General features: G+C 28.3%; 21 protein-coding genes. 1 reads left to right on the top strand and 20 read right to left on the bottom strand.

All coding sequences use genetic code 11. The features are described 5' to 3' along the window. Positions 1-24: 24 nt before the first annotated feature. The 20 genes from sigG to BN7997_RS04070 all read right to left on the bottom strand — a co-directional run bounded on the left by sigG (position 25) and on the right by BN7997_RS04070 (position 21,116). Positions 25-798 (bottom strand): RNA polymerase sporulation sigma factor SigG, encoded by a 774-nt coding sequence (gene sigG, locus BN7997_RS04165; protein WP_071119610.1) that lies wholly within the window; start codon positions 796-798, stop codon positions 25-27. Between the two features lie 86 nt (positions 799-884). Continuing rightward, positions 885-1,607, bottom strand: coding sequence for an RNA polymerase sporulation sigma factor SigE (gene sigE / locus BN7997_RS04160; protein ID WP_083335004.1), 723 nt, complete (start codon positions 1,605-1,607; stop codon positions 885-887). Positions 1,608-1,630: 23 nt separating this feature from the next. After that, on the bottom strand, positions 1,631-2,473 hold the full coding sequence (locus BN7997_RS04155) for a sigma-E processing peptidase SpoIIGA (protein WP_071119608.1): 843 nt from the start codon (positions 2,471-2,473) through the stop codon (positions 1,631-1,633). 454 nt (positions 2,474-2,927) lie between these two features. Then, positions 2,928-4,076 (bottom strand): cell division protein FtsZ, encoded by a 1,149-nt coding sequence (gene ftsZ, locus BN7997_RS04150; protein ID WP_071119607.1) that lies wholly within the window; start codon positions 4,074-4,076, stop codon positions 2,928-2,930. A gap of 105 nt (positions 4,077-4,181) precedes the next feature. Next, positions 4,182-4,535 carry a small basic family protein gene (locus BN7997_RS04145; protein ID WP_083335003.1) on the bottom strand — a complete coding sequence of 118 codons (354 nt, stop codon included), beginning with the start codon at positions 4,533-4,535 and terminating at the stop codon, positions 4,182-4,184. A gap of 61 nt (positions 4,536-4,596) precedes the next feature. Continuing rightward, positions 4,597-5,295, bottom strand: coding sequence for a DUF881 domain-containing protein (locus tag BN7997_RS04140; RefSeq protein WP_242873383.1), 699 nt, complete (start codon positions 5,293-5,295; stop codon positions 4,597-4,599). Continuing rightward, on the bottom strand, positions 5,296-5,973 hold the full coding sequence (locus BN7997_RS04135; protein WP_071119606.1) for a DUF881 domain-containing protein: 678 nt from the start codon (positions 5,971-5,973) through the stop codon (positions 5,296-5,298). A gap of 27 nt (positions 5,974-6,000) precedes the next feature. Then, complete coding sequence (locus BN7997_RS04130; RefSeq protein WP_071119605.1) at positions 6,001-6,738, bottom strand: cell division protein FtsQ/DivIB; 738 nt, start codon at positions 6,736-6,738, stop codon at positions 6,001-6,003. A 164-nt stretch (positions 6,739-6,902) separates the two neighbouring features. After that, positions 6,903-8,165: a UDP-N-acetylglucosamine 1-carboxyvinyltransferase gene (gene murA / locus BN7997_RS04125; RefSeq protein WP_071119604.1), complete on the bottom strand. Its 1,263-nt coding sequence runs from the start codon at positions 8,163-8,165 to the stop codon at positions 6,903-6,905. 72 nt (positions 8,166-8,237) lie between these two features. Beyond that, a complete protein-coding gene (gene murG, locus BN7997_RS04120) occupies positions 8,238-9,473 on the bottom strand; it encodes an undecaprenyldiphospho-muramoylpentapeptide beta-N-acetylglucosaminyltransferase (RefSeq protein WP_071119603.1) in 1,236 nt (411 codons plus the stop codon). Between the two features lie 14 nt (positions 9,474-9,487). Beyond that, positions 9,488-10,618, bottom strand: coding sequence for a stage V sporulation protein E (gene spoVE / locus BN7997_RS04115; protein ID WP_074010958.1), 1,131 nt, complete (start codon positions 10,616-10,618; stop codon positions 9,488-9,490). A 34-nt stretch (positions 10,619-10,652) separates the two neighbouring features. Beyond that, a complete protein-coding gene (gene murD / locus BN7997_RS04110) occupies positions 10,653-12,011 on the bottom strand; it encodes a UDP-N-acetylmuramoyl-L-alanine--D-glutamate ligase (protein ID WP_071119602.1) in 1,359 nt (452 codons plus the stop codon). 16 nt (positions 12,012-12,027) lie between these two features. Next, the gene (mraY, locus tag BN7997_RS04105; RefSeq protein WP_143023162.1) at positions 12,028-12,999 is read right to left on the bottom strand and encodes a phospho-N-acetylmuramoyl-pentapeptide-transferase; all 972 of its coding nucleotides are present in this window, start codon (positions 12,997-12,999) and stop codon (positions 12,028-12,030) included. Between the two features lie 38 nt (positions 13,000-13,037). Beyond that, on the bottom strand, positions 13,038-14,411 hold the full coding sequence (locus BN7997_RS04100; protein WP_071119600.1) for a UDP-N-acetylmuramoyl-tripeptide--D-alanyl-D-alanine ligase: 1,374 nt from the start codon (positions 14,409-14,411) through the stop codon (positions 13,038-13,040). 154 nt (positions 14,412-14,565) lie between these two features. Next, positions 14,566-16,545 carry a stage V sporulation protein D gene (locus BN7997_RS04095; RefSeq protein ID WP_071119599.1) on the bottom strand — a complete coding sequence of 660 codons (1,980 nt, stop codon included), beginning with the start codon at positions 16,543-16,545 and terminating at the stop codon, positions 14,566-14,568. A gap of 16 nt (positions 16,546-16,561) precedes the next feature. Continuing rightward, positions 16,562-16,927, bottom strand: a complete 366-nt coding sequence (locus BN7997_RS04090) for a hypothetical protein (protein WP_071119598.1) — start codon at positions 16,925-16,927, stop codon at positions 16,562-16,564. A 373-nt stretch (positions 16,928-17,300) separates the two neighbouring features. Continuing rightward, complete coding sequence (gene rsmH / locus BN7997_RS04085; RefSeq protein ID WP_071119597.1) at positions 17,301-18,236, bottom strand: 16S rRNA (cytosine(1402)-N(4))-methyltransferase RsmH; 936 nt, start codon at positions 18,234-18,236, stop codon at positions 17,301-17,303. Positions 18,237-18,255: 19 nt separating this feature from the next. Then, positions 18,256-18,999: a prolipoprotein diacylglyceryl transferase gene (gene lgt, locus BN7997_RS04080; protein WP_071119596.1), complete on the bottom strand. Its 744-nt coding sequence runs from the start codon at positions 18,997-18,999 to the stop codon at positions 18,256-18,258. 10 nt (positions 19,000-19,009) lie between these two features. Next, a complete protein-coding gene (locus tag BN7997_RS04075) occupies positions 19,010-19,789 on the bottom strand; it encodes a tyrosine-protein phosphatase (RefSeq protein WP_071119595.1) in 780 nt (259 codons plus the stop codon). Positions 19,790-20,006: 217 nt separating this feature from the next. Further along, positions 20,007-21,116, bottom strand: a complete 1,110-nt coding sequence (locus BN7997_RS04070) for a ferrochelatase (protein WP_071119594.1) — start codon at positions 21,114-21,116, stop codon at positions 20,007-20,009. 221 nt (positions 21,117-21,337) lie between these two features. Between BN7997_RS04070 and ychF the strand changes: the two genes are divergently transcribed. Continuing rightward, positions 21,338-22,435, top strand: coding sequence for a redox-regulated ATPase YchF (gene ychF, locus BN7997_RS04065; protein WP_071119593.1), 1,098 nt, complete (start codon positions 21,338-21,340; stop codon positions 22,433-22,435). Positions 22,436-22,584 lie beyond the last annotated feature (149 nt).

Raw genomic sequence — 22,584 nt, 5'->3', positions numbered from 1 at the left:
ATACCAACGATAATAATAAATTCATTATATATATTTTTTCATATTTTTTAATGCATTTTTTTCTATTCTTGATACTTGTGCTTGTGATATACCTATTTCATCTGCTACCTCAATTTGAGTTCTTCCTTTGTAAAATCTTAAATCCAATACCAATTTTTCTCTACTGTTTAATTTCTTAATAGCTTCTTTTAATGCTATTTCCTGTAACCAATTTTCGTCTGTATCCTTTTTATCTTGTACTTGATCCATTACAAATATTGCATCTCCATTATCTTGGTATACTGGATCAAATAAAGATATTGGATCTTGTATTGCATCTAGAGCCATGACTACATCCTCTACTTCTAGTTCTAGCTCCTTTGCTATTTCCGATACTGTTGGTTCTTTAGCATTATTTCTTACTAATCTTTCTCTAACTTGCAATGCCTTATATGCAATATCTTTTAATGACCTACTTACTCTTATAGGATTATTATCTCTTAAGTACCTTCTTATTTCTCCTATTATCATAGGTACCGCATAAGTTGAAAATCTTACATTTTGACTTAAATCAAAATTATCAATTGCTTTTATAAGTCCTATACAACCTATTTGAAATAAGTCATCTATGTTTTCCCCTCTGTTATTAAATTTTTGTATCACACTTAAAACTAATCTTAAATTACCTCTAACAAACTCTTGCCTAGCTTCTTCATCTCCCTCTTTTATTTTTAAAAGAAGCTCCATCATTTGATTATTTTTAAGAACTGGAAGTTCAGATGTATTTACACCACAGATTTCAACTTTATTTATTTGCATACATTTCAGTCCTCTCTTAAAAGTTTTCTTATATGAAATTATTTACACATCATATATTTTTATACTTTTAAGAGTAATTTATTTATCTATACAAATTTTTTCATTTCTTTTTTTAATCTAGATATTATTTTCTTTTCTAATCTTGATATATAAGACTGAGATATTCCAAGCATTGTAGCAACTTCCTTTTGAGTTCTTTCTCTACCCCTTGTAGTTAACCCAAATCTCAACTCCATTATTTGCTTTTCTCTATCTGATAATCTATCTAGTGCCATAACTAATAAGTCTTTATCTATCTCTTCCTCTATAATTTTGTATATTTCATCATTTTCAGTTCCTAGTACATCAGATAACAATAATTCATTACCATCTACATCTATATTTAACGGTTCATCAAATGAAACTTCAATTTTTTTCTTATTATTTTTTCTAAGGTACATAAGAATTTCATTTTCTATACATCTAGATGCATATGTAGCTAATTTTATATTTTTATTCAATTTAAAAGTATTTACTGCTTTTATAAGTCCTATTGTACCTATAGATATTAGATCTTCTATATCTATACCTGTATTTTCAAATTTTCTAGATATATATACAACTAGTCTTAGATTTCTTTCTATTAAAATTTGCTTTATACTATCATCAGTTTCTAATTGCTGTAGTAATTCCATTTCTTCTTCTGCACTTAATGGTGGAGGTAATATATTTACTCCTCCCATATAAAAAATACTTTTTGGCTTTATAATATTAAGCTTAATTAATATAAATACTATTTTATTTAATACCTTTGATATTAATGACTTCACTTTAATCTCCCCCTTTTTTTTATTTAAATCCCCTGTAATATATTTGGATTCAAAATAGCATCATATTCTGAATCATCAAAATTAGATAGCCCAATAACAACATTACTTATTTTATTTTTATCAATTTCAATGTAGTCAGCTTTAATCCCTAAAATTATTGAACCACTATTGCTTCCTGCATGCTTATATGGAATAAGTCTTACCCTTGAGGATAATATTTCATCTGAAGAACTTATAATATTCTGCACTTTGAATACATCCATATTCTCATAGTTATATTCTACTAACTCATCACTTATAATCCCCTTTAGTGCCCTTGATTTAACTATTATAACTTCATTATTACCTAAAGGATCTTTTAGTAAGTTTCCACTATCTACTAACGCCTCACATGTAAAATGTTTACCAAGTAAATTTATATCTATTGTTTTTTTTATGTCCTTAATATATTTAAGATTTTTTATGTCCCGATATATGTATTTAAGCAATTCACAACTTATATAAGTACATACTATTAAGAATGATATTTTCATATGCTCTATACCTGTAAAGTAGATTATAAAGTAGGTACTTCCACATATAAAAACATTTACTAAGTAAAACACTAAAGATATTCTTATAAATTCTTTTTTATCTTTATAGGTGAATGATGTCAATATTATAAATGTCATAATTATTAACTTAAATGGCAATGTAAATAATACGCCTAAAGTAGGATATAGATATGCAACTGAGTATATAGTTCCTAAAAAAGCACCTATCCATTTTTTTTTTTCGTTAGTATGCCTTTTTATAAGAATAGAAGTACAACTTATAATAATATAATTTATTAATAGGTTTTCTATAATGTAGTATTCTATATACATTACATTCCCCCCCTTTAACCTTTGTAATATATTATAAGTTGAACTATGCTTTATTTTATGTCATTTTTAATAGTCGAAAGAAATTTAATTTATAGTATAAATAAACAAAAAAAGAAAGCATTTTACTATTAAATATTAGTTACTTATATTTCTGTATTGTTTATTTGTTGAATTAATTTAATATAAGTAAAATTTTATCTTATTTTTTTACTAATAAATATGAATATTCTAAATAAAAAATTTACTTCATTCATATCGCTAATGATATAAAACTTGCTACTAATTTAGTAATATCTGTTGTTTGAGCCACTGCATGGGTGAAGTATTTCAAAATATTATTTTTTATAATTCTAAATCTATTGATATTTTTATATTAATATGTTATCTATAAAAAATTTTTATTTCATAGTTTTCTTATACATAAAAAAAGAAGCCTATTGGCTTCTTAATATATTTATCTTCTTCTTCTTAAGAAAGTTGGTATTTCCATATCATCATCTAATATAGAACTTCTTCTTGGCTCTTCTCTAGTAACAGCAACTTCTTCTTTTACTTCTACTTCGCTAGGTTTAGTAGTTATCGGAGCTGTATTTAATGTTGGCTTCGGTGAAGTTTTAACCTTTTCTATTACTTCTGGTTCCATATGCTTTGCTTCATCAAATCCTGTAGCTATTACTGTTATTCTTATTTCTTCAGCTAAATCTTCTCTTATAGAAGCTCCAAATATTATATTAGCTTCTGGATCGCAAGATTCTTGAACTAAAGTTGATGCTTCATTTATTTCAAGAAGACCTAAATTAGCCCCACCTGTTATATTAAGTAATACTCCTTTGGCTCCTCTTATTGAAGTTTCAAGAAGTGGAGATTGTATAGCTTCTCTAGCTGCTTCTATAGCTCTATTTTCCCCTGTTGCATTACCTATACCCATATGAGCTAGACCTTGTTCCTTCATTACAGAAGTAACGTCTGCAAAGTCTAAGTTTATAAGACCTGGTACTGCTATAAGGTCAGATATTGATTGTATACCTTGTTTTAATACATCATCTGCCATAGAGAATGCATCTAACATAGAAGTGTTCTTTTGAACTATTTGTAATAATCTATCATTAGGTATAGTTATTAATGTATCTACTTTAGATTTTAATTCCGCTATCCCATTTTCAGCATTTTTCATTCTTACTTTACCTTCAAATACGAATGGCTTAGTAACAACTCCTACTGTAAGAATTCCCATTTCCTTTGCAAGCTGAGCTATAACAGGAGCTGCACCAGTACCTGTTCCTCCACCCATACCAGCTGTAACAAATACCATATCAGCACCTTCAAGTACTTTTATAATTTCATCCTTACTTTCTTCTGCTGCTTTCTTTCCTACTTCAGGATTTGCTCCTGCTCCTAGTCCTCTAGTAAGCTTTTCACCTATTTGAATTTTATGTTCAGCTTTTGATGTATGTAGAGCTTGCTTATCTGTGTTAACTGCTATAAACTCTACACCTTGAAGCTGAGCTTCTACCATTCTATTAACTGCGTTATTTCCACCGCCACCTGCACCGATTACTTTAATTTGCGCAAGACCATCTATTTCTACGTCAAAGTTTAGCATATATAGACCTCCTTATTTTATGATTGTAAGTAAATGTATGTATTAATTATATCATTTAATTCTAAATTTTTGTTAATTCTTAAGTAAGTTATTCCACAAAAATATTTATTTTCCTCTTTTTTTATCACTAATTTTTGTAACAATATGTCTCCTTATCACCGATAAATTGTCAAATAATCTCGACCCAAATACTAATATAGCGACATAATAAAGCGGAAGACCTAATCTATCCCCTATATACGTCAATATTATAGCTAATAACGCATTTCCTATAAATCCAGTTGCAAAGATTAAATTATCATATTTACCGTTTAATCCTGACTTTACTGCACCAAATATTGAATCTATAGTGGCAAGTATTGCTACTGACATGTATAAAGAATAATTTGCTGGATATGTAAATGGAATATAAAATCCTACTACTACTCCAAGTGCTAGCCCTGCTAGTATCCATATCATAATGCTCACCTTTTCTATTTTACTTTGAAACTAATATATTTTTCAAGTTTTTTAATACTTTTTATTCATATTTTTTGAAAGAATTTATTATAATATCATTTTTTTCTTCTACTTTTATATAAATACCGTATACTTCCTGTAATATATTAGTATATGATTGTGGAGAAGTCACTGAAGCCTTTAATGTATTTAAGTCTCCTATAGCTTTAATTATAAATGGTTGTCCATAAGTAGTATCATTTACTTTTATAGTTGAACCCGAACACTTTATTTTACTTAATGTAAGTAATCTTTCTCCATTTATAGATATTGCTATAGCTCCTGCTTTTTTTAAATCATTTACAATTCTTAATATATCTATATCATGAACTATAAGTTCATTTGGATTTTGATTTTCTTTTAAATCATTTTCACTATCTTTTATAGTTATTATTATTCCATCCCCTATTACCTTAGATTCTCCTGTAACATCTTTTAAATATGATAATTCATATTCCATTAATTCCTTAACAGATTTTTCATTTAATGATCTTTGCTCGTATGCTTCTAAGTCTTTCTCATATTCAAGTTTAATATTTCTGAGCTTTTCTATTTGTTTATTTTCTATTTCTATTTTATGCTCTAAATTTTTCTTTTCTTCTAATGTTATATAAACCTTCTCTGGGTTTAAAGTCTTAATATATATAGCTATAAGTATACCTAATATAAACGCGCATAGCATAACCATTTTTTGTTTTATATATTTTTTTCTCTTATTCATTTAATTACCAAAATCTATATCTTTTATTTTTTTATCATATCCACTTATACTTATATTATCGTCACTTTTTATATCAACTTTATAGTTATAATATTTCTCTATCTCCCAAGCAATACCATACTTAATTCTAAGTGCAGACTCTAATGTTTCTTTATTTCCTATAGCTTTTATAGTTATTGGCTCTTTTATTTTAGTGTTGTTTATGTATAAACTATCATCTTTTAAGTCTAAGTATGTATCAAACACTATTCTTTCTCCATTTATAGATATAGCACTTGCTTGAGCTGAATTTAATTTATTTACAATCGATAGTATTAAGTCATAATTATAAATTATACTATCTTCTGAACTATTTTTTATCAATTTAACTATTATTCCAGTACCCTTAACATTTGTATATCCTGCTAATTCTTCATAATACTTAATTTCAGATTTTAAAATATCATCTCCCTCATCTTCTTTGTATTTATCTATTTCCCTTTTTATTGTATTTATTTGTTCTTTTAAGCTATTTGATTCTTTTTTTAATGATTTTAACTCTATTAGTAGTTGCTCTCCTTTCTTAGATGTAGTCATTCCTTCATTCTCTAAATTGATAGTCTTAAATTGAAGACTTATTAATACCCCTAAAAATACACTACTAACAACTACACTTTTATAGGGAATTTTTATTTTCATAATATCAACTCCTATTGGACTTAATTTTTAAGGCCTATATAAAGCATACTTTCCAGTAGATAAATCAATTTCTCCTCCTTTTTGTTTCTTATTCTGTAAATCAGCTAAAATCATTGCTAATCTAGATATATTATATTTTAACTCTTCATCACTATTTAGTAGTATATTTATATCCTCCTTAGTGCTCATATTTATAGAATTAGGTTTTGTCATATCTATATTGTCTATCTTTTTATAAATACCTTCTTCTTTTATATACTCTAATAAGTATAGTAACCTTTTTTTATTTTCTTCATTCTTAAATTTTATCTCTTGTGAATCAGTTTTATTATAATCTATATGTACTGTAATTACTTCATTATCTTTATTATTTTCATCAATTTCATCTACAAAATTACCTTCTTTGTCTATATAACAATATATTTCTTCATTATATAAATTCGCCACTATTTCTTTTTCTATTATACTAACCTTTAAAGTATTTGGTAGTAATCTTTTTATTTCAACTTTATCAATATATTTATTATTTAATAATATTTCTTCCATATCTTTTATATTATATCTAAATATATTTTTGTTATTGTTTACCTCTAAAGCTTTTATAATATACTCAGATTCAACATATTTATTCCCCTCTATTTCAATATTATCACTATTGAATATTCCACTATTTAGTGATGTGTATAAAACTATAACTACAATTAATATAAGACTAAAAATAATAACTACTTTACTAGTGTTTATCCTTTTTTTATTTTTTTTCATCTATGTACCCCTCTTAATCTGTATTTTATATATAAATACAACTTTTGTAGTGCTATCTCCTACATATATCTTAATTTATATTATTTTTTAACTTATAAATTTATTAATTTACTTAATTAATTACCTAAAATTTCTTTATTAAATATAAAAAGGCCTTAAGGCCTTTATTCATCTTTTAATTTAATTATATCTGCACCAAGACTTCTTAATACATTTTCAAAGTTTTCATATCCTCTTTCTATATGATATATATCACTGATTTCACTTTTACCATCGGCTGCTAGTGCTGCTAATACTAAAGATGCTCCTCCCCTTAAATCAGGAGATTTAACTCTTGCACCGTGTAGTTTTTCTACTCCATTTACCATGCATATATTTTCTGTTATATATTTTATATTAGCTCCCATTCTAATAAGTTCTGCACAATGCATAAACCTATTTTCAAAAATAGTCTCATGAAATACACTCACACCATCTGACAATGTCATAAGTGCCATAAGTTGAGATTGCATATCAGTTGGGAATCCTGGATGAGGACAAGTTTTTACTAAGTCTACAGCTTTTATTTTTTTAGGTGCTACTAAAATTAACCCCTTCTCAGTATATTTTATATCACATCCAGCTATTCTTAGCTTATCACATATAGGTTCCATATGATCTTGCACTACCTTATCTACTTCTAAAGTGCCACCAGTTATGGCACTTGCAATCATATATGTTCCTATAGCAATTCTATCTGGTATAACTTCATATTCAACTTCATTTAACCTATTAACGCCCTCAATCTCTATATAACTAGTTCCTGCTCCATTTATTTTTGCTCCCATAGCATTTAAAAATTTTGCTAAATCTTCTATTTCAGGTTCTCTGGCCGCATTGTATATTTTTGTAATTCCCTTTGCTTTTATTGCGGCTAATATAGCATTTTCTGTTGCTCCTACACTCGGAAATTCTAAATTAATTGTAGCTGATTTTAAATTATCTTTAAAACATTTTATATATCCATTTTTTTCTTCTATTTTTATACCTAATTTCTTAAGTGCTTTTAAATGTAAATCTATAGGTCTTGATCCTATAGCACACCCTCCAGGATAGCTTATTTTTGTATAATTTAATCTTCCTATCATTGCCCCCATAATTATTATTGACGACCTCATTTGCCTAACATATTCTTCATCTATCTCTCCTGAATTTATATTAGAGCTGTCTATAATTAAAGTATCAGGTTCATAATCAACTTTACATCCTATACTTTCTAATATTTTTATCATTATATAAACATCGGATATATTAGGTACATTATGAATTATACTTTTATTTTCATTTAGTATAGTAGCGGCCATTATAGGTAAAATAGAATTTTTAGCTCCTCTTATATTTAGCTTACCTTCTATTTTATTTCCACCACTAACTATATATTTACACACAAATAATCCCCCCTAGTGCTGTTAAAATCATAGTGCCTATAATTTTAAGCTATGTACTAGAGGGGATATATGTTACTTTTTCTTTATTCCTATTACTTTACCTTGACTACTTGTATCTTCTTTTTTATCTAAGTCTACATTAGTATCAGTATTTTCTTCTTTTTTAGATTTTTTGCTTTCTTTTTTATGTAACTTTTCCTTATTATTAGCATTATATATTTTTAAAATTTCATCATATATAAGGTCTATAGCTTCTGGTTTTCCTATTTCTTTACTTTTATTAGCCATTTCTAATAATTCTTCTCTATTTCCTAAAAGTCTAGTTACTGCATCATTTAAACTTACATCAGTTAAGTTCTTTTCAAGTATAGCAACTCCTGCACCTTGTTTTTCTATGCTTTTAGCATTGTATTCTTGATGATTTTCTGCAGTATATGCTTTTGGTATTATTATAGACGGCTTTCCAAGTGCTGTTATTTCAGCTAATGATATTGCGCCTGCACTTCCTATAACTAAATCACTTGCAGCTAGCGCATTTGCCATATCTTCTAAGTATGGAACTACTCTTTGATATGGCTTTAAATTTAAATCTTCTATGCTACTAATAAATTCATCATAATATGATTTTCCAGTTGCAAATATAAAAGCAACATCATCTTTAACCATATTTCTAACTACTAATTTCATAGCATCATTTATTTTTCTAGATCCTCCGCTACCACCATAGCAAAGAACCATTTTTTTATCTTCACTTATACCTAAGTTTCTTCTTGCTATAGATTTTCTAGCTACTAATATTTCTTTTCTAACTGGATTTCCTGTAAGCACTAATTTGTCTCTAGTTCCTTCTGGAAATCTTTGATGTGAATCTTCAAAACTAGTTAATACTGTTGTAACCATTTTAGCAAGTATTTTATTAGTAACGCCTGGGAAAGAGTTTTGTTCATGTACTACAGTTGGAACTTTGCTCATAGCTGCATTAAATAATACAGGCCCACTTACATATCCACCTGTGCCTATTACTATATCAGGCTTAAATTTTTTAACTACTTTTCTAGATTGCTCTAAACCTTTAAATAGTTTAAAAACTCTTTTAACATTATCTAAATCTATCTTTCTTTTAAATCCTTGAACTGTTACTGTTTTTAGTTCATATCCATATTTAGGAACTATTTCAGACTCTATTCCTTTTTCTGTTCCTACAAATAATATCTCTGCATCAGGATTTTCTTCTTTTATTTTATTTGCGATGGCTATAGCTGGATATACATGTCCTCCAGTTCCACCGCCTGATAATAAGACTTTCATTTAATCATCTCCTGTTAGTTCATTTTGACATGTTTTGAAATGTTTAATACTATACCAACAGCACTCATAAATATAATAAGTGAGGTTCCTCCATAGCTTATAAATGGTAGTGCCACTCCGGTAACTGGCATTGATGAAGTTGCTACTGCTATATTTAATGCAGCTTGGATTCCTATTTGGGCACCTATACCTATTACAACCATACATGTAAATATATCAGTGCAATTTAACGCTATTCTTACACACCTATATACTAGTATAACAAATAACATTATTACTACTGCACATCCTATAAGTCCTAATTCTTCACCTATTATTGCAAATATAAAGTCATTTTGTGGCTCAGGTATGTAAAACCATTTTTGTTGACTTTTTCCAAGACCCATTCCAAATAACCCTCCTGAGCCTAATGCATAAAGGCCTTGTATAACCTGGTATCCATTACCTAATGGATCTTGAAATGGATCTAAGAATGATAATATACGTTTTAATCTATACTCAGATGTAAGGGCTAAAAGTAAAAATAAACCAACCCCACTTCCAAACATAGCTATAACAAACTTCATATTAAGACCTGCTACAAATATCATAACAAATGTAACTAATATTATAGTTCCTGCTGTAGACATATTTGGTTGAAGCATTATTAAAGCAAAGAATAACCCAGGAACTATAAGAATAGGCAGAACTCCTTTTGTTAAAGACTTCATGTAATCATATCTTTTTTCTATAAACTTTGCTGTGATTATAATAGTAGCAAACTTTGCAATTTCTGCTGGTTGTATAGTAAATGCTCCAAATCCTAACCAACGTCTTGCACCATTTGCTTTTATACCTAATGGTGTTAATACCAAAAGTAATAGTATAACTGATACTATTCCTATTGCTTTAGCATTTTTCTTCCAAAATCTATAATCTATATTAGATATTATAATCATAGATATAAATCCTAAAGTAGCATAAATAGCATTTCTTTTTAAGAAGTAATAAGAATCATTGTGTTTAAAAGCAGATTGAACAAAACTTGCACTAAACACCATAATGATACCTATAAATACTAAAGTCATAGTTGTATAAAATATTACACTATCAAATTCTGTTTTAGTACTCTTATCAATTTGTTTTTTTAAAGCTTCTTTGGCCATTATAAAGCTTTCCCTCCATTCCCTAGATAAGAGGTTACTTTAAATTGTTTACATTATCTTTGAAGTCAATACCCCTTACTTCAAAACTTTTATACATATCCCAACTTGCGCATGCAGGTGATAATAAAACTACATCACCATCTTTAGCAATTTGATAAGAAGCATTTACTGCTTCTTTCATATCTTTTACTACAGTTATGTTATCAAATCCTTTATTTTGAGCACACTCTTTTATCTTTTGTGCTGTTTCACCTAGTAAAACTAATGCATATACATTTTCTTTTGCTGCATCTAAAAATTCATCAAAACTACTTTGTTTATCCATACCACCAGCTATTAATACTATAGGCCTATTATAAGATTGAACAGCTTTTATACTTGAGTCTGGATTTGTAGCTTTTGAATCATTTACAAACATTACTCCTTTTAAGTTTCTTACAAACTCTTGTCTATGCTCAACTCCAGCAAAAGTTTTTAATACTTCTCTTATAGTATCTATATCTATATTAGATACATATGCTATTGCTGCTGCAGCCATACAGTTTTCTAGATTATGGTCACCAGGAAGACTAAGTTCATCTTTATTTAAAAGTGTAATTTTTTCATCTATATTCACAATGATATTTTTAGCTTCATCTAAATATATTCCACACTCTAAACTTTTTTTCCTAGAAAAGAATATTTTTTTAGCTTTTACATTATCTGATAAAGATCTTACATCTTCATCATCATAATTTAATACACAGAAGTCTTTGCTATCTTGATTTTCAAATATTCTAGCCTTTGCTTCCATATAAGCTTCCATAGTATGATGTCTATTTAAATGATCCTCTGTAAAGTTTAGTATTGCACTTACATGAGGCTTAAAAGTAGCTATACTTTCAAGTTGAAAACTACTTAATTCTGTAACTAGTACAGAATTTTCATTAGCAACACCTACTGTATCTATTACAGGATTTCCTATATTTCCAACTATATAAGTATCTCTATTAGCCTTTTTAAATATTTCTCCTACTAAAGATGTTGTAGTTGTTTTTCCGTTAGTTCCTGTTATACCAATAAATATTGGATTTTTAGAAAGTCTATACGCTAATTCTACCTCTCCTATTATCTCTATATTTTTAGATTTTATCTTTAATATAAAAGGTAAATCTAATGGTACTCCTGGAGATACAACTGTCATATCTATATCATCTATATTTTCAGGGTGATGTCCTAATATATATTCTACATTGTTTAAATCAGAAAGTTCATCTAATATATCTTTTAACTTATCTTTATCTTTTATATCATTTACAACCACTTTTGCACCTAATCTATTTAGATGTTTAATTGTAGATACACCAGTTTTTGCTAAACCAACTAATAAAACTTTTTTATTTTTTAGATTCATTGTTTATACCCCCGAACTAAAATATTGCTATTATACCTATCCAAGCAAGCACTATAGTTACTATCCAGAATGTAAATACTACCTTAGTCTCAGGCCATCCACATTGTTCAAAATGGTGATGTATAGGAGCCATTTTAAATATTCTTTTTCCTGTTAATTTAAATGATGCTACTTGAAGTATAACTGATATAGCTTCTGCAAAGTATATACCTCCAACTAATGGTATTAAAAGTACACTGTTTGTAAGTATTGCAAAAGCAACAACTGCTCCACCTAAAGCCATTGAACCTGTGTCACCCATAAATATCCTTGCAGGGTATGCATTAAATCCTAAGAATCCTAAACAAGCACCAATAGTAGCCGCTGCTAATACAGCAACTTCTGTGTTTGCAACACCTGAATAAGATGCAAGTAACATAAAGAATGTAGATACTATTAATGTTATTCCTGATGCTAATCCATCTAAACCATCTGTTAAGTTAACAGCATTAACTGTTCCAACTATTACAAATATCATTATAGGAACATATAATGGCCCTAAATTTATTGCTATATCTGTAAATGGTACCATAAGCTGAGGTGCACTTGCAGATACAGTATATTGATAATTAGCTACATATAAAGCTAATCCAAATTGCATTACGATTTTTTGCCAAGGTTTTAGTCCCAATGATCTTCTCTTTTTTATTATTATGAAGTCATCTATAAAACCTATTAATCCAAATCCAAATATACATATAAGACCTATAACCATATCTGGTCCTACTTTACTTCTAGTAAGTCCTGTTATCAGTATAGCTACGATCATTAATATTCCACCCATTGTAGGTGTTCCATTTTTAGCTAAGTGTGTTTTCGGTCCATCATCTCTTACTGTTTGACCAAATTTAAATTTAGTTAACATAGGTATAAATATTGGACCTAATATAACTACTATTAGAAACGAAATCAACGATGTATAAGTAAGTTCTGTTATTCCTAACATAATATATATCTCCTCTCCCTTGTTGGCTATTTCTTTTATGATTATTTATTAAGATATTCTACTATTTTTTCTAATTCCATACCTCTAGATGCCTTAACTAAAACTACATCATCTTTTTTTACAAGTTCATCTATTTTTTCTATAGCCTCTTCTTTTGTATTAAAATGATGTATGTTATTTTCATTAAATCCTAGAGCTTTAGCTTCTTCAGATATAAATTTTGAGTCTTTTCCTATAGCTATTATTACATCTGTATTATCTACGGCAGACTTTCCTACTAGACGATGTCCATATTCAGTATGTTCACCCATTTCAAACATATCTCCAAGTATAGCTACTTTTCTATTTTTGTATCTTCCAAGTATTTTTAAAGCAGCTTCCATAGAGTCAGGGCTTGCATTGTATGCATCATTAATTATTGTCATTTTATCATTTTTTATTATGTCTAATCTCATTTTAGTTGCTTTAAAGTTTCTTAATCCACGTTTTATATCTTCTAAAGATATGTTTAATTCTCTTCCTACTAATATAGCTGCCATTGCATTATAAATGTTATGTTCTCCTACTGTAGGTATGAATATTTCTTCTTTTTTACTATCTATATAACAAACAAAAGTTAAATCTTCCTCACCCATCACATAACTTTCGCAGTATATATCATTATCTTTATTGAATCCAAATGTTTTTAATTTATACTCAAGATTTTTTCCCTTTAAAGTTCCTAAAAATTTATCGTCTCCATTAACAACCAAAGTATTCGATTCATTAAAATTAGTTGCTATTTCCATTTTAGCTTGTAGTATCCCTTCCTGAGACCCTAAGTTTTCAATATGCGATAAACCGATATTAGATATAACACCTATTTTAGGATTTACTATATTGGCTAAATATTCTATTTCTTTAAAGTGCGACATACCCATTTCTATAACTGCACACTCATAAGAGTCATCTAAATTAAATAAAGTTAAAGGAACTCCAAAATGATTATTTAAGTTACCTTGATTCTTTAGTGTATGAAATGTTGAAGAAACTGTAGCGTATATCATATCTCTTGTTGTTGTTTTTCCTACACTTCCTGTTACTCCTATATATGGTATATCAAACTTTTCTTTATAGTATTTAGCAATATCACCTAATGCTATTTGAGTATCTTTTACTTCTATTAAATTTATATCCGAACTATTTAATTTTATGCTACTACTTGCATTTTTTATGAATGTTTTACATCCATTTTCATATGCTGATTGCATAAATTGGTGACCATCTAAGTTTTCTCCTATTACAGCAACAAATACATTATCTTTGTTTGCTTTTCTACTATCTATAACTATGTCATTTATAGTGTCACTTTCATTTCCAATTACTAATTTACCTTTTGTAGCAATTGCTAGTTCTGATATCGTTAGACTATTCATACTCAATCCTCCTTATATTTTAATTTCTAACTATATTTTCTTAATAAAAGGCAATGTATAAATCCATATACATTGCCCCCCTTATAAATATCAACCTATTAATTATATACTATATTTATATATTTTTGAAGGTATTTCTAACTATATGTTACTTTTAGTTGTTAAAATAGAGCATTATGCTTGAGTTTTCATCTACTTTAACTCCTGGTTTAGGGAACATATCTACTACTTTTGAGCCTTCTGGAATTTCTATATCTGGATCCAAGTTAGCTTTTAGATTACTTTCTTCTAATATTTTAACTGCATCTTCTATAGCTAAATTTCTTATATCTGGCACTACCACTTGATTTTTTTGTAGTTCTTTCTTTTCTTCTTCAGTGTATACTGGTTCTACACCTAAATACGGTAACACCTCACTCATAATTTCCTTAATTATAGGACCTGCTGTTGTACTACCAAATGCACTTACACCAGTTGGTTCATCTACTATTGCAAGAACTACTATTTGTGGATCATCTGTTGGTGCTATTCCCATAAATGAACATATGTATTTACCTTGAGCATATCTACCATCTACAACTTTTTGAGCAGTACCAGTCTTTCCACCTATTCTATATCCTGGTATATATGCTGCATGACCTCCACCTTTACTAACAACTGATTCTGCTATTTTCATCATTCTATCAGCTGTATCTTCTGAAACTACCTGTCTTATCATTTTAGGTTCGATCTCTTCTATTACATTACCCTTATTATCAGTATATCCTTTTACTACTCTTGGCTGCATCATTTTTCCATCATTTGCTATTGTAGAAATTGCTCTTATAAGCTGCATTGGTGTTACTGATATAGATTGACCAAAAGACATTGTTGCAAGTTCAACTGGTCCCACATTTTTTTCATTATAAACTATACCTTTAGCTTCTCCAGGTAAGTCTATACCTGTTTTTTCCATAAAACCAAAAGCCTCTATGTAATCATACATTTTAGCTACACCTAATCGTTCTGCTACAGTCATAAATACAGGGTTACAAGAGTTTTGTACACCTTCTGCAAATGTTTGTTCACCATGTGGTCTGTAGTGTCTCCAACATTTGATTCTTCTTCCACCTATAGTTAAACTTCCTGTACAAGTAAATTTATCACTTTCTTTAACAACACCTTCTTCAATACCTGCTGAAGATGTTATCAACTTGAATGTAGAACCTGGCTCATATGTATCACTTACAGCTGGATTTCTCCACATTTGATAATATCCTTTTATCTTATCTTTTTCATCATATTTATCTAATTCTTCTTGGTAGTATGGATATATCGGAGTTCTAGAATCATTTGGATCATAATCAGGCTTTGATGCCATAGATAATATATCACCTGTTTTAGGATCCATAGCTACAACTGTTACCCTTTTTGCATTATTTAATTCGTATGCCTTCTGAACCGCCTTTTCAGTATAGTGCTGTATAACCTCATCAATAGTTAATATTAAACCATTTCCTTGTACTGGCTCATAATATTTTTCTAAACCTTGTGGAATCTCTCTACCTGATGCATCAGTACTTACAATAAGTTTTCCCGCTGTTCCTTTTAAATGCTTATCATATTGCATCTCAACTCCAGCTATACCTTGTGAATCTGCTGATGTATGACCTAAAACATACGCTGCAAAGTTTCCATATGGATAATATCTCTGATTATCTTCAGCTACCCATATTCCAGATATTTTAGCCTCTCTTATTTTACTTGCTTTTTCATCATCTATCCATCTCTGTACTTTTACTAATGCCATGTTCTTTTTTGATATTGATTTGTATACGTCGTCATATTCTTTCCCTAATATTTCAGCTACTTGCTTTGCTGCAGCTTCTTTATCTTTTACTTCTACTGGTTTACACCATACTGTATATTTTGTAATACTTACAGCTATTTCTTTCATATTTCTATCATATATAGTTCCTCTCTTAGGTTCTATAGGTATTTCCCTTGTTTGTTGATCAATAGCCTTAGTACTTAACCAATCCCCTTTTATAATTTGAAGATATCCAGTTCTAAACGTAAGTGCAAAAAATAAACCACATGCTAGTATAAGAACAAGCACTAATCTTTTCTTACTCATTCGTTTTATCTTTTTCAAGTTTCCCCCTCCTTTTTTAATTCTCTACTTCGATATATCTAATTTGGTTTTTCTTAAGATAATCCATATTAAGCTCTTCTTTCGCTTTTTCTTCTATTTCTCTTATAGAACTATTTGTATCTACTTTCGCTTTTAACTCATCTAACCTTATTTCCTCCTGTCTTAGCTCTTTTTTTAAGTAATATATATCATATTTAAGATTACCCACAACTGAGTATCCACATATATTAATAATAATTATTAAAAAACAAACTATGATTAATCCAAATCTTAATATTACTTTTTTTATCTTTCTATTTTTTCTCTTTTTATATTTATTCTTCTTTTCTTTTTTATATTCATTTATGTTTTTAACTTTATCAGTTTTAATCTTCTTTTTCATTTATCCACCTCTGTATACTCTAATTAGTTATATATTTGTGATAAATGCTAGATGTCCCTTTTAAAAGTTTTAGAAAAATTAACACAGAATATCTTATCAATATCTAAAAATTTTAAACTATATATTAATTCATGTTATATATTAGATTTTAGTGTAATATTTACATAACCTTAAGCGACATATAAGTTAAACATTTTATAAAACATACGATATGCTTCGGACACATCCATTGCTTAAAGTCGGCTTCACCAAAATCAAAGTGTATAAAAAGTGCTTAATTCCTTAAATGATATATTTTTATATATTAAAAGAGGTTATATAAAATAATTCAATTACTTTACATAACCCTCTTTAATATATCACTATATTTTAATTATATTCTCTCTGCTACTCTTAATTTAGCACTTCTTGATCTTGGATTTTCCTCTATTTCTTCTTTACTTGGAAGTATAGGCTTTCTAGTTATAACCTTCACTAGTGATTCTTTATCACATTGACATATAGGTAAATGTGATGGACATACACAGTCTAATGCTAAGTCTCTAAATTCGTTTTTTACTATTCTATCTTCTAATGAATGGAAAGTTATTATACAAACTCTTCCTCCTTCATTCATTATAGAAACAGCATCATCTATCATCTTTGTTATGACTCCAAGCTCATTGTTAACCTCTATTCTTATAGCTTGGAAAGTTCTTTTTGCAGGATGTGGACCATCTATCCTTGCTTTTTTAGGTATTGCTTTTTTTATAACTTCTACAAGTTCTCCTGTAGTTTCTATTGGTTTTTCTTGTCTTTCATCTACTATGAATTTGGCTATACGTTTAGCCCAGTTATCTTCTCCATAATCTTTTATTATTTTAGCTAACTCTTCTTCACTGTAGGTATTAACAACATCGTATGCAGAAAAGTCACATCTTACATCCATTCTCATATCAAGTGGAGCATCTTGCATATATGAAAATCCTCTATCAGCTTCATCTAATTGATGAGATGATACACCTAAGTCAGCAAGTACTCCATCTATTTTATAAACTCCTATTTTTGCTAGTTCTTCCTTTATATTTTCAAAATTACTGTGAACAAATCTAACTCTATCGCTATACTCACTTAATCTTTCTTTCGCAGTAGCTATAGCATTTTTATCTTGGTCAAATCCTATAAATAATCCATTATCAGATAGTCTTTTAACTATCTCCTTAGAGTGTCCTGCTCCTCCCATAGTACAGTCTACATATACTCCGTCAGGCTTTATATTTAAGTTTTCTATGCACTCATTTAAGAGTACGGACACGTGATGAAATTCCATTTTAATTCTCTCCTTGTTTTTATTCTTTTGTTTTATTATTTTCTTTTTTAGATAAATATATATGTGCAATTATAGCACCAATAACACCAACTAAACTTATAACTTGTGCCATTCTTAATGGTCCTATCATTAAACTATCAGTTCTAAGTCCTTCTATAAAAAATCTTCCTAAAGAATAAAGACCTATATAGTATACTATAATTTGACCTTCATATTTCTTTTTCTTTCTAAACATCCATAAGAATACAAATATTAATGCATCCCATATTGATTCATATAAAAATGTTGGATGCACTTTTACTCCATCTACCATAATTCCCCATGGTAAATTAGTTGGCCCTCCATGAGCTTCTTGGTTTATAAAGTTTCCCCATCTTCCTATAGCTTGCGCAAGAGGCATACCTATCATAATAGTATCTGCCATTTTTAAGAAGTTAATTTTCTTAATTTTAGTAAATATATATCCTGTAAGTAGTCCAGCAATTAATGCTCCATGTATTGCCATTCCTCCACCTCTAAAATTAAGTATCTGAGATGGATTTTGAGAATAATATCCCCAATTAAATAAAACATAATATAATCTTGCACCAAGAAGTCCCATAGGTATAGCTATTATTGCTAAATCAAGTACACTATCTTCACTAATACCAACTCTCTTAGCTTCTTTTAAAGCTATAATTGTTCCTAGTATCATTCCTGATGCCATAAGTATTCCATACCACATAACATCTATACCAAATATACTAAATGCAACTCTGTCCATTTATACACCTCTATTTTTTAAATAATTTTTTAAAAAATCCTTTAGATTTTTCATATTTTCTAGGAGATTCTATAGATATTTCTTTATCTTCTATAACTTTATATGGATTTTGTATAAATAACATTTCCGCTTTTTGCTCTCCATATTTTCTAACTATATAATCATAAGTTTCTCTTATTATAGGTCTACGTCTTGTACTTGAATGTGCATCTGTAGCTATAAAATGTATCATATTATTATTGAGTAATATTTCACTTACTCTTTCTGCTTCTTTTCCATTTTTACCAATTATACTTGATGAATTAACTTGAATTAAAGCTCCTTCTTTTATACAATCATAAATTATATTTACATTTTCCTGCACTTCTTTATATCTTTCAACATGAGCTAATATCGGTACATACCCTCTTATTTTTATTTCATATATTATATCTACTATATTTTTAGGAAATCTAATCGGTGGAAATTCTATTAGTAAATATTTACTATTATTTAGTGTATAAAACTCTTTTTGCTCTATAATTTCTATTATATCTTCACTATAATAAAGTTCATTTCCTATAAGTACTTCTATATCTAAATTATTTAATTTAAGTATATTATTAAACTCTTTTACACTTTCAAAAAGTTCTTTTCCTTTTTTATATTCAAAATTTGGATGATAATGAGATGTATTAACTATTTTTCTTATTCCTTCATCGTATGCAATTTTAGCCATTTCTAAAGCATCATCTAAACTTTTTGCTCCATCATCAATATTTGGAACAATATGACAATGAATATCTATCATATAAAATACCTCCATTCTTAAGATATAATTCTTATTGTAATATTATAACAAAATAAAAAGTAGAATTGTAATAATTCTACTTTTTATTTTTAATTTATAATATTTCTATCATTAACTTTTGATATATTTTCTGTAATTTTACCAAAACCTTAATACACTACAACAAATAATGCCATATTTCCCGGGCTATAAAAAATATTATAACTCTTATTTTTTACTAAATTTGCATAAGTATTATTTTTGTATAAAGTGTATCAACTAAAGTATTTATTTTATCCGGTGGATCTATATAATAAAATCTAGTATCACCCATATCTAGTTCTTCAAGTATACTATTGACTAAATGTCTAGTGTACATAGTATCTATAGTAGATGTTGGTGCAACAACATATAAAGTGCTTATTCCATATTCTAAAAGTTCTTCACCTGATTTAATTATATCTTTTTTATTATTTTCTAAAAGAGGCAATTTTATTTGGATATCTATATCTTTTTCAGCATCTTCTATGTATTTTTTTATTCTTTCTCTAAATAATATGTCTTGCTCTAAATTATTTTTATTATGAAGTCCAATTAATAGTACTCCGCTGTCCTCTTCTGATTTTCTTATATTCTTTAAAATTTCATCTTTATAAAGCTGTGCTAAATTATTAGCATTATAAAATGGTTCTAATACTTCAACGCCTGCTATGTTCCTAGATGCAAGATTTAATTCTTCATATCTTTCCATGAAAACATCGTAATCAGTTCCTTCTGTCATAAATAAAGGACATATTATTATTTTTGTGTATCCTTGTTCGATAATTGATTCTACTGAGTATTCAAAATAAGGCTTTGAATACATATATGAATTAACAACTCTATATCCATTTCCTAAACTATGCCTTAATTTTTCTGCTATTTCTTCTGCTTTATGCTTAAATTCACTAAACCCTAATTTACTATAATGGCTTTTATAATTATATAAATTGCTTATACCAGTAATCATAGCTTTATAACCTTCTTCATAGTAAATTTGAGTCGAACGCTCTCTTATATTATAATTTTTATCCTCACCTTCTGATACTAACAAAACTAAAGTCTCTTCTTTTTCTTTTGTAGGTTGCGTATTTTTAATTACTATATAGTCTTTAAATATAAAAGATATAACCAAGTTTATCCCAATAAACGAAATCAATGCTCCATAAATTAAATTTTTATAATTTTTATTAACTATTACTTGCTTATAAAATGCCATTGTTGCTAAAACTATAAATATGTTTTCATAACTTCCTTTTAATATAAAGCTCAACGCTAACGATGAAAATAAGATTATAGAAAATAACATAAAATCAACCTCACCACAAAAATTAATTTTTAAATAAGTTTTTATTATTTGTATTAACTTAATTGTATAGTTTACATCTATTATATATATGTTGTATAATTAGAATGTATGTCTACACAAATACTAAATAAACTTGATAAGTTAGCTTATTAAGCCTACTTCATAACTTAATAGGTTGTTTAAATTTATAAATAAAATTGACAAAAGAGAGGACGATATATATGAAATTAGGTATAGTTGGTTTACCAAACGTAGGTAAAAGTACACTATTTAATGCAATAACACAAGCAGGTGCTGAGTCTGCTAACTATCCTTTCTGTACGATAGAGCCAAACGTTGGTGTTGTTTCTGTTCCAGATGAAAGATTAGAAAAATTAAGAGAGTTATATGACTCTAAAAAAATAGTTCCTACTGCTATAGAATTCTGTGATATAGCAGGACTTGTTAGAGGAGCTTCTAAAGGTGAAGGTTTAGGAAATAAATTCTTATCTCATATAAGAGAAGTTGACGCTATAGTTCACGTGGTTAGATGTTTCGAAGATGGAAATGTTGTTCACGTTGATGGTTCTGTTGATCCTTTAAGAGATATAGAAACTATAAACTTAGAATTAATATTCTCTGATATAGAAATATTAGATAGAAGAATACAAAAATCAACTAAAGCTGCTAAAGCTGATAAATCTGTAGCTGCTGAAGTTGAATTCTTAAAAGAAATAATGGCTGTTTTAGAAGATGGTAAGTGTGTTAGAACTATGGACTTTAGTGAAGATCAAAAAGCTTTCGTTGATTCATTAAACTTACTTACATCAAAGCCTGTAATATATGCTACAAATGTAAGTGAAGATGATTTAGCTGATGAAGGTGAAAATAATGCATACGTTGCTAAAGTAAGAGAATTTGCTGCTACTGAAAATGCAGAAGTTGTTGTTGTTTGTGCTCAAATAGAAGCAGAAATAGCTGAACTTGATACTGAAGAAGAAAAGAAAGAATTCTTAGAAACTTTAGGACTTGAGCAATCTGGTCTTGATAAGTTAATAAAATCTTCTTATGCATTACTTGGACTTATATCTTACTTAACTGCTGGACCTCAAGAAGTTAGAGCTTGGACTATAAAAGTTGGAACTAAAGCTCCAGCTGCTGGTGGTAAGATACACTCTGATATAGAGAGAGGTTTCATAAGAGCAGAGACTATAGCATTTAATGATTTAGTACAAGTTGGTACTATGACTGCTGCTAAGGAAAAAGGATTAGTTAGACTTGAAGGTAAAGAATATGTAGTTAAAGATGGAGATGTTATATTATTCAGATTTAACGTATAATATATAATGGATAGGTATATTGCCTATCCATTTTTAATTAATATATAAATCTATATTTATTAAGTTAATGACTATATTTTTTCTATTGTGATACTAATATAATTTCAAAGTTTTTATATAGTACTTTAAATAAAAAATTCGCTTCACTC

This window comes from Romboutsia timonensis, assembly GCF_900106845.1.
GTDB classification, from domain to species: Bacteria; Bacillota; Clostridia; order Peptostreptococcales; family Peptostreptococcaceae; genus Romboutsia; species Romboutsia timonensis.
Note: the sequence above shows the minus strand (reverse complement) of the source record. Positions and strands in the feature narration are given on the sequence as shown.

What these genes read in the sequence shown, in the direction of transcription:
- BN7997_RS04140 (WP_242873383.1), bottom strand. Translation starts at nt 5,295, where the DNA reads ATGAATAAGAGAAAAAAATATATAAAACAAAAAATGGTTATGCTATGC.
- ftsZ (WP_071119607.1), bottom strand. Translation starts at nt 4,076, where the DNA reads ATGCTAAACTTTGACGTAGAAATAGATGGTCTTGCGCAAATTAAAGTA.
- ychF (WP_071119593.1), top strand. Translation starts at nt 21,338, where the DNA reads ATGAAATTAGGTATAGTTGGTTTACCAAACGTAGGTAAAAGTACACTA.
- BN7997_RS04155 (WP_071119608.1), bottom strand. Translation starts at nt 2,473, where the DNA reads ATGTATATAGAATACTACATTATAGAAAACCTATTAATAAATTATATT.
- BN7997_RS04070 (WP_071119594.1), bottom strand. Translation starts at nt 21,116, where the DNA reads ATGTTATTTTCTATAATCTTATTTTCATCGTTAGCGTTGAGCTTTATA.
- BN7997_RS04135 (WP_071119606.1), bottom strand. Translation starts at nt 5,973, where the DNA reads ATGAAAATAAAAATTCCCTATAAAAGTGTAGTTGTTAGTAGTGTATTT.
- BN7997_RS04130 (WP_071119605.1), bottom strand. Translation starts at nt 6,738, where the DNA reads ATGAAAAAAAATAAAAAAAGGATAAACACTAGTAAAGTAGTTATTATT.
- spoVE (WP_074010958.1), bottom strand. Translation starts at nt 10,618, where the DNA reads ATGGCCAAAGAAGCTTTAAAAAAACAAATTGATAAGAGTACTAAAACA.
- BN7997_RS04090 (WP_071119598.1), bottom strand. Translation starts at nt 16,927, where the DNA reads ATGAAAAAGAAGATTAAAACTGATAAAGTTAAAAACATAAATGAATAT.
- murD (WP_071119602.1), bottom strand. Translation starts at nt 12,011, where the DNA reads ATGAATCTAAAAAATAAAAAAGTTTTATTAGTTGGTTTAGCAAAAACT.
- murG (WP_071119603.1), bottom strand. Translation starts at nt 9,473, where the DNA reads ATGAAAGTCTTATTATCAGGCGGTGGAACTGGAGGACATGTATATCCA.
- BN7997_RS04145 (WP_083335003.1), bottom strand. Translation starts at nt 4,535, where the DNA reads ATGATATGGATACTAGCAGGGCTAGCACTTGGAGTAGTAGTAGGATTT.
- lgt (WP_071119596.1), bottom strand. Translation starts at nt 18,999, where the DNA reads ATGGACAGAGTTGCATTTAGTATATTTGGTATAGATGTTATGTGGTAT.
- sigG (WP_071119610.1), bottom strand. Translation starts at nt 798, where the DNA reads ATGCAAATAAATAAAGTTGAAATCTGTGGTGTAAATACATCTGAACTT.
- BN7997_RS04100 (WP_071119600.1), bottom strand. Translation starts at nt 14,411, where the DNA reads ATGAATAGTCTAACGATATCAGAACTAGCAATTGCTACAAAAGGTAAA.
- BN7997_RS04075 (WP_071119595.1), bottom strand. Translation starts at nt 19,789, where the DNA reads ATGATAGATATTCATTGTCATATTGTTCCAAATATTGATGATGGAGCA.
- rsmH (WP_071119597.1), bottom strand. Translation starts at nt 18,236, where the DNA reads ATGGAATTTCATCACGTGTCCGTACTCTTAAATGAGTGCATAGAAAAC.